General features: G+C 49.4%; 3 protein-coding genes. All 3 read right to left on the reverse strand.

The window, feature by feature from the left end:
- Nucleotides 1-156: 156 nt before the first annotated feature.
- From AC6ROY_RS07575 to AC6ROY_RS07585, 3 genes are read right to left on the reverse strand one after another with little or no spacing between them, the layout of a single operon-like run.
- Nucleotides 157-2046, reverse strand: a complete 1890-nt coding sequence (locus tag AC6ROY_RS07575) for an S-layer homology domain-containing protein (RefSeq protein WP_500099589.1) — start codon at nucleotides 2044-2046, stop codon at nucleotides 157-159.
- Between the two features lie 33 nt (nucleotides 2047-2079).
- The gene (locus AC6ROY_RS07580) at nucleotides 2080-4665 is read right to left on the reverse strand and encodes an Ig-like domain-containing protein (protein ID WP_500099590.1); all 2586 of its coding nucleotides are present in this window, start codon (nucleotides 4663-4665) and stop codon (nucleotides 2080-2082) included.
- 22 nt (nucleotides 4666-4687) lie between these two features.
- Entirely contained in the window at nucleotides 4688-9019 is a 4332-nt protein-coding gene (locus AC6ROY_RS07585) for a pectinesterase family protein (RefSeq protein ID WP_500099592.1), read from the reverse strand.
- Nucleotides 9020-9396 lie beyond the last annotated feature (377 nt).

The raw sequence follows: 9396 nt of genomic DNA on the forward strand, positions 1-9396 counted from the left end.
CATAATTATAGGACAATAATCATAAATATTTTTCTGATTTTATGCCCATTTTCGCCATAAAATTCATTATTATTGCTCACTTTTAGTTCAGCCCACGTACGAGAAGGCGCCGATATGATTTAGTCATATCGGCGCCTGGCAGCTCGTCATACTTTCCTAGTACAGCTTATTAAAGATCCTGTACATGATCACAGCAGTCTCCGCTCTAGTCGCATTGGCTTGAGGCAAGAGGCGGTCTTCGGCGCCGGCAACAATACCTTCCGCCACCATGGAAGCAATACCTGCTAAGGCATAGGACGCTACATGGGAGCTGTCGCTGAATTGCCGGATATCCGTTTCACTGCCCTGCGCCTTGATCCCTTTCGAAATCTCAAGCGCTCTGGCACAAAGAACCATCAAGTCTTGACGGGAAATCGACTCGTTCGGATGGAAGGCGTTATTGCCCACTCCCTCACTAATCCCCAATTGCTTTGCAATTCCAAGCGCTTCATAATAGTAATCGGACGGACGGACATCATTGAAGTTTCCATTGAAATTTGCCGTAATTCCTAATGTTCTCACCAGCAAAACCAGGAAATCCGCTCTGGTGATGTTTTCCGCCGGCGAGAAGGTTGCTTCGGAAGTGCCTGTGATGATGCCTTTGGAGGCCAACACTTCAATCTGCTTCTTGGCCCAAGGATACATATCCGCATCTGTAAAAGTCTTGACTTCATAAGCTACGGCGAATTTACTAAAGTGTGTGGTGCTACAGGTTACCATATTTGTTGCCACATTATATTTGGCATTGGGCACCTTGACAGCGGCTCCCGCTTCATTGATGTACCAAATCACAATGTGTTCGTGGTTCCCCAACTCTTCCGAAGCAGGCTTATAGGGAATGGACACCTTGACAGGCGCGCCCTGGTTCGCCCAGCTTACCACTTTACCGTCCACCTTCAGGTTTAATTCCACGATCGGCTTATCGCCAACAGCTTTCCTTACCTGAGGGTCCGCAATCGTAGCTGCGTCCGCCAAGCCAATCGAAACCGATACCGCAGACCCGCCTGCCGCGAGCGATGAAGGGACCATGTTGCCCGACAGTTCAACGGCGCCTACAGGTGTGGTCACTTTGATAACGTGCTTCTCAGCTCCATTGATCAGCACGCTCGCCGGAAAAATCGGCTCATAGACTTTGGCTCCTGCCACTTGATTCATGGTGATGTCAACGATCTTAATCCCCATGCTGTCAGCCTGTGCTTTGGCCATGACAGCGTCGATGGCTGCCGCTGTAACTTCCGCTTTGGCCGTACTCGTTGTACGGTCAAGCGTTGCGTTTACCGTTACAATAGAGCCGGCAGTTGTTGCGGTCGGCGATGGCGACGGTGTTTCCGTTGTCGGCGTTGTCGGCGTTGTCGGCGTTGTCGGCGTTGTCGGCGTTGTCGGCGTTGTCGGCGTTGTCGGCGTTGTCGGCGTTGTCGGCGTTGTCGGCGTAGAACCGCCAACATTAACCTCCAGCTTCACCTCTTCTCCAGCGCCATTCACCGTGCCGGTCACGATAAATTGCCCGGCTGTATCCGTACTCGGCACGTCCGTCCATTGTACGCCGACTTCTCGGTTGGCTCCGTCGCTGAAAATAGCGACAACGGAGCTTGGCGTCACCAAGCTTCCACCGAGAGCAACCGTTACTGGCTGCAGGGCCTTGAAGCCTGTAATCGTTTCATCTGTTAGAATGCTGAAATCCTCAAGGGTCACTTTAGCGCTGGTTGAGGAGCCTACGTATCCCGTGTAATCACCCTTGGGCAACAGCGTCCTGAACGTATATTTCCCGTTATCAAGCACAGCTTGATCCATATACGCTACAGCATTTGCCTGCTTCTTTAATACCAGAATAGTTACAACTGCATGGGGCTCCGCAGCATTGCTTACTTCAAACGAAGCCGTGTTATGGTCAACTGTCTGGCTCGCCGTCAAGGCTGATTCCGCCGATGCCCCCGCATGAATAAATACCGTCGAAAAGACGATTAACGCGATAAAGGCTCGTATTAAGACTAGACTGTTCTTTTTCATACGTCCGCTCCTAACCTGGATTGTAGAGAACCATTATTCCACAACGACTTCATTAGAAATAACCATTTCATCGTGGACGTTATTGATAACGAATGCCTTTACCTTTAATCCCCCCAGATTCAAGGGCGTGCTGAAGCCCGCTTTCACGATCTTCTCTTGGCCGGTCTTGAACGCACTGCTGACATAGGAGGCGCCGATGACCCGGTCGTCGGCATCAAGCAGTTGAATGACGATGGCTGCACCTTCGATGGCCAGGGAATTTTTATTCACCGTAACGGCAGCTATCGCATTCGAGCCTGGAGCAAGAGCAGACAACTCATTGCCCAGCACATCAGTAAGCTTCACATTGGATACCGTAAAGGATTGACTGAGCTGCACATTGGAAAACTTCGCCGTATTGTAGTATTTATTATCTATTTCAGGCTGCGTGCCATCCACCGCAAGTCCGATATAGGCATCCTTGCCCATAGGGAAACTGTTTCTGGAAAGCTCCTTCCAGGTCGTTCCATCCTGGGAAGTAAACGCAACAATCGTTTGATCGTTCCTCTCGATTTTCAACCATAACGGCAAGGTAACATCCATTAAGTTAGGCAAAAAATCCTGCGGATAATCCGCGTGGTTTAAGGTTTTCACCTCTTCGCCTTTATTTATTCTCGATGAAAAATAAGTGCCATAATACGTATCATCATGGGTACCGTTTCCATTCTCGTCTCTGTCTGCCTTTACAATGGAGGTGCTGATCAGAGCAGTTGCCGCGTCGGGCTCCAGGCTCTCCCGAATCATTAAGCCGGAAATCGCGTTATTGTCCAACAACGCAATAGAATCCAGTCGGGCCGTTAAGGATGCGTTGCCGCTGATCGGCTGGTATACATAGTGGAAGCTGTCCTCGGCTCTGGTAATCTTGCCTGAACCCTTAATGGTCCATGTACCGGACTCGTCCAGACTTCCGCGTCCTTGGATGGGAGTGCTGCCAATATCGACGGAGCTCCACGGAGCCCCAACCTCAGGGCCGTTGATATGAACCGGCATCGAGGTGCTTTGGGTTGCATTTCCCTTGCTGTCATAAGCTCTGGCCGAGATAAAATAAGTTCCGGCCTCCACATTGTCCAGCGTAAAGCTGTAAGGCGCCGCTATCTGGGTTCCAACCAGCTTATCATTGCTGTAAAATTCAACCTTGGCAATGCCGTCAGCATCCGTAGCCTCTGCGGTAATTTGCAATTGACCGCCTTGCTCGTATAAAGCATTGTAGGTTGGCGTTGTCACCTTCACAACCGGGTTTTCTGGCACATAGGACATATCCGCCAGGCTGTTGATATAAAGCTCAAGGTTGCTGTATCCGCTTGGTGTAATGGCTTTTCCGTCTGCCGGATTGTTCTTGTCCAGTCCATGCTCATCTTCCCAAGCGTCAGGCATCCCGTCATGATCCGTATCGAGCGGAGCCACATCCGACTTTAATTCCGGATAACCTCCGACTTCATATTCCCGGTTGATCACTCTTCCTGTGCCATTCCTAACGTCTTCTACAGCTCGGGCATCGACCGCATCTCTTCGCGGCAGAACCGCACCCGCCTTATTGAGCACTGCATGGTAAGCATCCTGGGCATTCTCAATATTCACAAGTGAATAGCTATTATTCACGTAAGGCGTGCTCGCCAAGGTTGCCGCCGCCCCCACATTTTGGATACCCTTGCTATTGTCGGCGCTTGCCTCGGGATTGCCTTCCAAGTAGTTGCCGTTTACATAAAACTGGCCGTCGCTGGGATTAACGATTCTACCCTTCACATTTTTCAGCGTGGATGGACCCGCCTTGTAATAGTTGTTTACGACGTTCGATTGAAGCGTAGCCGTACCGCCATACGTGTTGTTAAAGCCCCAGTTATAGATGACGTTGTTAGACATCGTTACATCTCCTGGCGTAGCGCCGTTGCCAAGTCTCGGCAATCTGCTGGTATGGCTGGTAACAAGATTATGGTGGAAAGTTGTCGATGATCCTCCCCAGATGCCGCCATACCCGTGCCTTCCTTTGATGTGGCCGGATAAAGTCAAGCTTTCATTGATCATGCTCCATTGTACCGTCAAGTTACGATTTTCATAAAAGGACAATACCTCGTCCGTCGCCCAACTGGAAGATACATGATCTATCATTACATAATTAGAACCTCGGCCTCCAATCGCATCAGGCTCCTTGTCTATATTTGCTGAGCCAGGCCTGAACCGCAAATATCGGATCATAATATTCGTTGAACTACTGACATCCGTACCGTAACCGGCAACCGTAATCCCGTCTCCAGGAGCCGTTTGGCCGGCGATGGTTATATTTTTCCTGTTGGAGATGGCTAATGGACTATTTAAGTGAATGGTTCCCGAAACACGGAATACGACCATCCGATTATCCGCGCTGACCGCATCTCTTAACGAACCCGGTCCGGCATTATTAAGATTGGTAACCTCATACACATCGTAGCCACGGCCGCCACTGGTAAATTTGCCCCCACCCTCTGCTCCGGGAAACGCCGGTATGGAAGCCGGGGCATCCTCAGCTTGAGCAGATAAAGGTAATTGAAGAGAAGCAAGACACAATGCAGCGCTCAGCGCACTTATTACTAATTTCCGCTTCATCGTTGACCTCCTAAATTTGTCCTTACTTCAGCGTGATGACATCGGAGATAGGCTGCATATTCACAAGGCTATCCCAAAGGTAAGCCTTCAGCGTATACCCGCTTACATCATCCGGGAGTCTCAGCTTGGCATAAAACGTTTCGGTTTCACCGTTACGCAGCGATTCAGCTGTAATGATAAATTTGATCAAGTTGTTATGGTCGTCATACAGCCCTGCGATCAGCGCCGCATCCTGGGAGGCTGCAATATAGTTTTCCACCTCTGCCTTGACAACGACGTCCCCTCCGGAAGTCAATTGGGACATCGGCTGATCATTTTTATCATAGAAGCCGATATTTGTAATTTTGTGCGTATAAGTCACGGTATAGTTCAGGGTCGTAACATTGCCGTAGTCATCGGCAGCCTTGATAACAATCGCATTAACGCCTGACGCCAAAATTATATTCGCGTTAAAGGTTCCGTCAGGGCCTAAAGCAAGACTTGGATTGGTTCCGTCCAGTCCGATGGAATTGCCGTTATTTTGAATGGTCAAGACACTTTTCTTGTTGACGGACCCGCTAAGCGGCAAGATCGCCTTGAATACCTCGCTTGCCGGCTCAGCCGAAGTCATCGTAATGACAACCGGCAGTACAGAAGCAGCCGAAGGAGTTACACTTGCCACTGCGGATGGAATGCTTTCTCCGCTTGCGTTGCTTGCAGTGACGACATAATAATAGGTCCGTTCATTATCCAGTCCTTCAATACGCGCTTGATGCTGGTCAGCGCCAGCTACCGTTCGGACGACCGTAAATGGCCCCTCCGGGCTTGTGCTCTGCTTAATCGTGTAGGATGCTGCTGTACGGAGCGCATCCCAGCTGATGACAGCACTTTTATCATAAGGCTTGGCTGCCACATTTTTAGGCGCAACCGGCTTCCCCTCATTGGAATCAAAGGCTACCGTTCCATCGGCCATCACGATTTTGACATCCTCGAAGGAGACCGTCAGTGTAGAAGATGCGGCCGTAGCTGGAGTAACGACTAAGCCTGCATACAGCTCCTTCGGGTTTCCATTGGCATCCAGTCCTAAGCCGGTAGCATTCCTCATACTAATTTTAAGCGTCTCCGTGTTCACCGGATTTTCGGGAATTGGCGTAGAGCTGATAATCGAACTAAAGTTGTTGCCTACCTTTTTGATTTGCACATAGGCTGCTTCACCCAGCCGTACCGTTGTATTGGAGCCGTTTGAAGCATTATTGTACCGATACATGCTTCTTCCGCCTGTGCCCTGGGCGATCTGCGTATAATGATAGCTGTTGGCATTCGAGCTTTCTCTTATGATCAAGCCCATGTTGCCTAACACGCCTGAGTTATACATCACCTTGGCGCTGATCGTGTAGTCGCCTTTCATCTTGACGGTGCTCATATACACCTGATCCAGTCCGTCAAGATTTTTATTGATACCTGACCCTGAACCGATAATCGTAAAGCTCTTGGTCGTATCGTCAAAGCTTGTTGAACCCGATATAGCAGCAGCTCCAACGTTTATTCCCAAGAAATCCTCGGGCTTTAATTTGTCAGTCTGACCAAGCTTTGCCTTGGCTTCATTGGAGCTTGGGCTTTCGCCGTGCTCATTGCTGGCCGTCACGGCAAAGAAATAAGTTGCTCCATAGGCTCCCTCGAAAGTAAACGTGTTTTTGTCACTCACTGTAGCAGACAACAAGTCATACGCACCGCTGGCCGTACCAGCCTTAACCTTATAAGAGACCGCGCCTGGCACCGGATTCCACGTAATTGTTGCCTTGGTAGCCCCTGCGATCGCCGTAATACTCGGCGCTGATAGCGCAGGGCTTGAAGCAATCGGAGTAATCGTTACTTCATTGGAGCTTGCGCTCTCATCATCGCTTTTGGAAGCGATAACGATGAACTGATACGCTGTTCCATTGGTCAGTCCTGAATACGTATAGGAGGTTACCGTTGGGCTGTTCGTCCGGTACGTCACCTCGTACACGGCGCTGCCGACCGTATGACCCTTTACCGTATAATAAGTAGCATCCGTCACCGCATTCCAGTTAAGCGTTACACTTTTATCCCCTGCCGTTGCCGTGAGCACCGGTGCGGCAAGAGCGCTTTGCCCATCGGCGGTTGCTTGGACGACGGAGCTTTCTGCCCGATTTCCCGACGTATTGACAGCCACTATCTTGTAGCTATAGGGCGTGAATGGAGTCAGGCCAGAATCCGTATAAGTATTGTTTGTTGTTGTCCCCAGCTTCTTCCCATCTCGATATACCTCATAGATCACGGAACCGATGCTGCTCACTGAGCTGGTCCAGGTAAGAACGGCCTGAGTTTGACCTGCAGCGCGTACAGTCAATACAGGCTGGGTCACACTTCCGGACACATAATAGGAAGGAGTCCAGTCGCTGCCGAAATAGCTGAGTACATCGGTAACAGCGGCTTCCCCGTTAAGTACATACCTGCTCCTGGTAGCTGTATCTACCGGCGCGTTATTGTAAGTCGTGTTATATTCGAAGAAACGCGCATTTTCCGCTGTATTATTGCTCATTGCAGACCATCCCCTATTGTCAAGCACAGAGAGGTCCTGCAGCTTGGTATCCAGGAATTTGACGCCAGCATCCTGTCCCCAAGGTCTGCCGAAAAATCCTTTAGACGTAAAGCTGCCCCGGATTGTTCCCGTTATGGTGCTGTTTATGAACAAATAGCCTAATTGATCGGATTTTGTGTTTGCCGCAGTAATATACCCAGACGAGCTCTGATCGCTAAATCCCGCAAAGTTCAAGGTACTATTTTCGAATACGACATTGCCGCCGCCGAAAATATAATCGGTATTCCCTTCAATAAAGCTGTCCTTGAAATAAATATTGCCGCTGCCTGTAAACAATGTATCCTGGTTGGACAGAAAACGGGATTTATAAAATTCCACATTATCCGCTTCAATGGCCATTGCCGCAGCTCTTTCTGTAAATTTTCTGGCGGTAACGTCATCGTTCAAACTTGTTCTTTCTGTCGTATTGGTGGGATCGGCCCAGTTAACCTGAACCCCATCGTTCAATTCCTCTTGCGTCATATACCTGTTGAATGAATTTTCGAAGGTAATGTTTTCTGCTCTGAAACTGTTCGCTTTGTTTGTCAGATACACGGTCGGTCCCCACATGTTAACAGTCCCTTTGGCGTACTTGTCAAATGCGCGATCCTCATTGTAGAAGCCTTTATCAGCACTGAAATACACATAGCCAACCGCGTAGTACCACGTAATTTTTACTTCACCTTGGCTTGGAGCGGCGTTCACCAGACTGATGTACGGCGTCTCGATTTTCAGTTGGGCCCGGTATACGCCTGGCGCGATATGGATGGTAATTCTTTGCGCCTCGCTAGTTGGCTTCATCCTGGCCGCGGCGGCGAGCGCATCCTTTACCGTAGCATAGTTATTAGACTTGGCAGCATCGCCGACATACAAATCTTGCACCAAAGGCAGATCCGCCGGCGGCGTAGTCGTGGAAAACCTTACATCTTTTGCGACATTTCTTCCATTTACTACGACATGCCCAATCGTGCTGTACTTAGAATCCGAAGAAACCGCCGTTACAGCGTAGGCGCCATCCCGAAGCTGAGCCGCGTACGTTGTTCCTGAATTGCTCAATGTGCCGGGATAGGTATAACCGTCATCGACGCGGGTAAATGACATGCTTGTAATCGTTGCTGTCGAGGGCAGCCCCACGAAGGCGCCCGTCGCTGTATAAAGAGGTTTCTTGACAAGCGTCACATGTTGCGTTGTATTCGCATCCGTATTGACGCTTATCGCCGCTGTAAGCTCGTAGTCGTTTACACCAGCAAGCGTCATCGTATAAGGAACATTTTTCCTGACCGCAGCCGTGTACGTCATAGCGTCTTTATCAATAACAGCCTCTACCGGCGGCGCCAGACTACCTTCAGGCGGATTAAACATCATTTTGAATCGGCTTATATTGTAATCGGTTTCAATACCGTTAATGGATCCTTGAACGGTTGCCAAAGGCATATTTTGCAGCTGCAGCGTAATATTCCCGATCCCGTTCGCTATATCAGAAACCGCTGTCGTCACCGTTTTCGTCGAATCGGAAATGGTATAATCCGAGCTGACACCCTGCAGAACGGCCGTATACGAATAGCCCGCTGTAAGGGTTGCGTCAAATGTGCCATCGCTGTTCAGCGTAGCCTTAAACACTTCCGAGGTGGTTTGATTTTGAAAAACAAGGGAATGTCCCGAAATTGAGAGCGTCCCCATATTTAACGAGCCGCTTACTTTAACACCTGGAGTTCTCGTAATTCTGGCGATTTGCGGTTTAAAGGTTCCACTGCCGCTAAAGTGAATCTTCAACGAGCCGGATTCCAACACGTTATAAACGATCTTTTGCCCAGCAGAGGTAACAGAGTCCGTATTTTTTATCGAGGTTTTGCCGGTTTCACTGCTGATTGAAACAAAATTTACCATAGCAGGACCGGTACCATTTGTACCAAACCCGTAAACCGTAATGATATCTCCGGCAACCACATTATTCATCCCGATATAGGCGTCGGTTGCGTTCCCATCACCGGAGAAATAGACGGAGCCTCTGTTCTTATACCCATCAGCAAAGGTTTTGACAGTGGGGCTCCCATACGATGATTTTCCTCTGGTACTATCCTCCCACTATAAAGTAATGTTTTCTCCTGTTTTCTCGTGTATACTCAACATTTCAACTTTGACAGCTTGAG

The organism is Paenibacillus sp. sg306046, from assembly GCF_059821225.1.

Coding starts and splice junctions, on each gene's coding strand:
- AC6ROY_RS07575 (WP_500099589.1), bottom strand. CDS start 2,046: ATGAAAAAGAACAGTCTAGTCTTAATACGAGCCTTTATCGCGTTAATC.
- AC6ROY_RS07580 (WP_500099590.1), bottom strand. CDS start 4,665: ATGAAGCGGAAATTAGTAATAAGTGCGCTGAGCGCTGCATTGTGTCTT.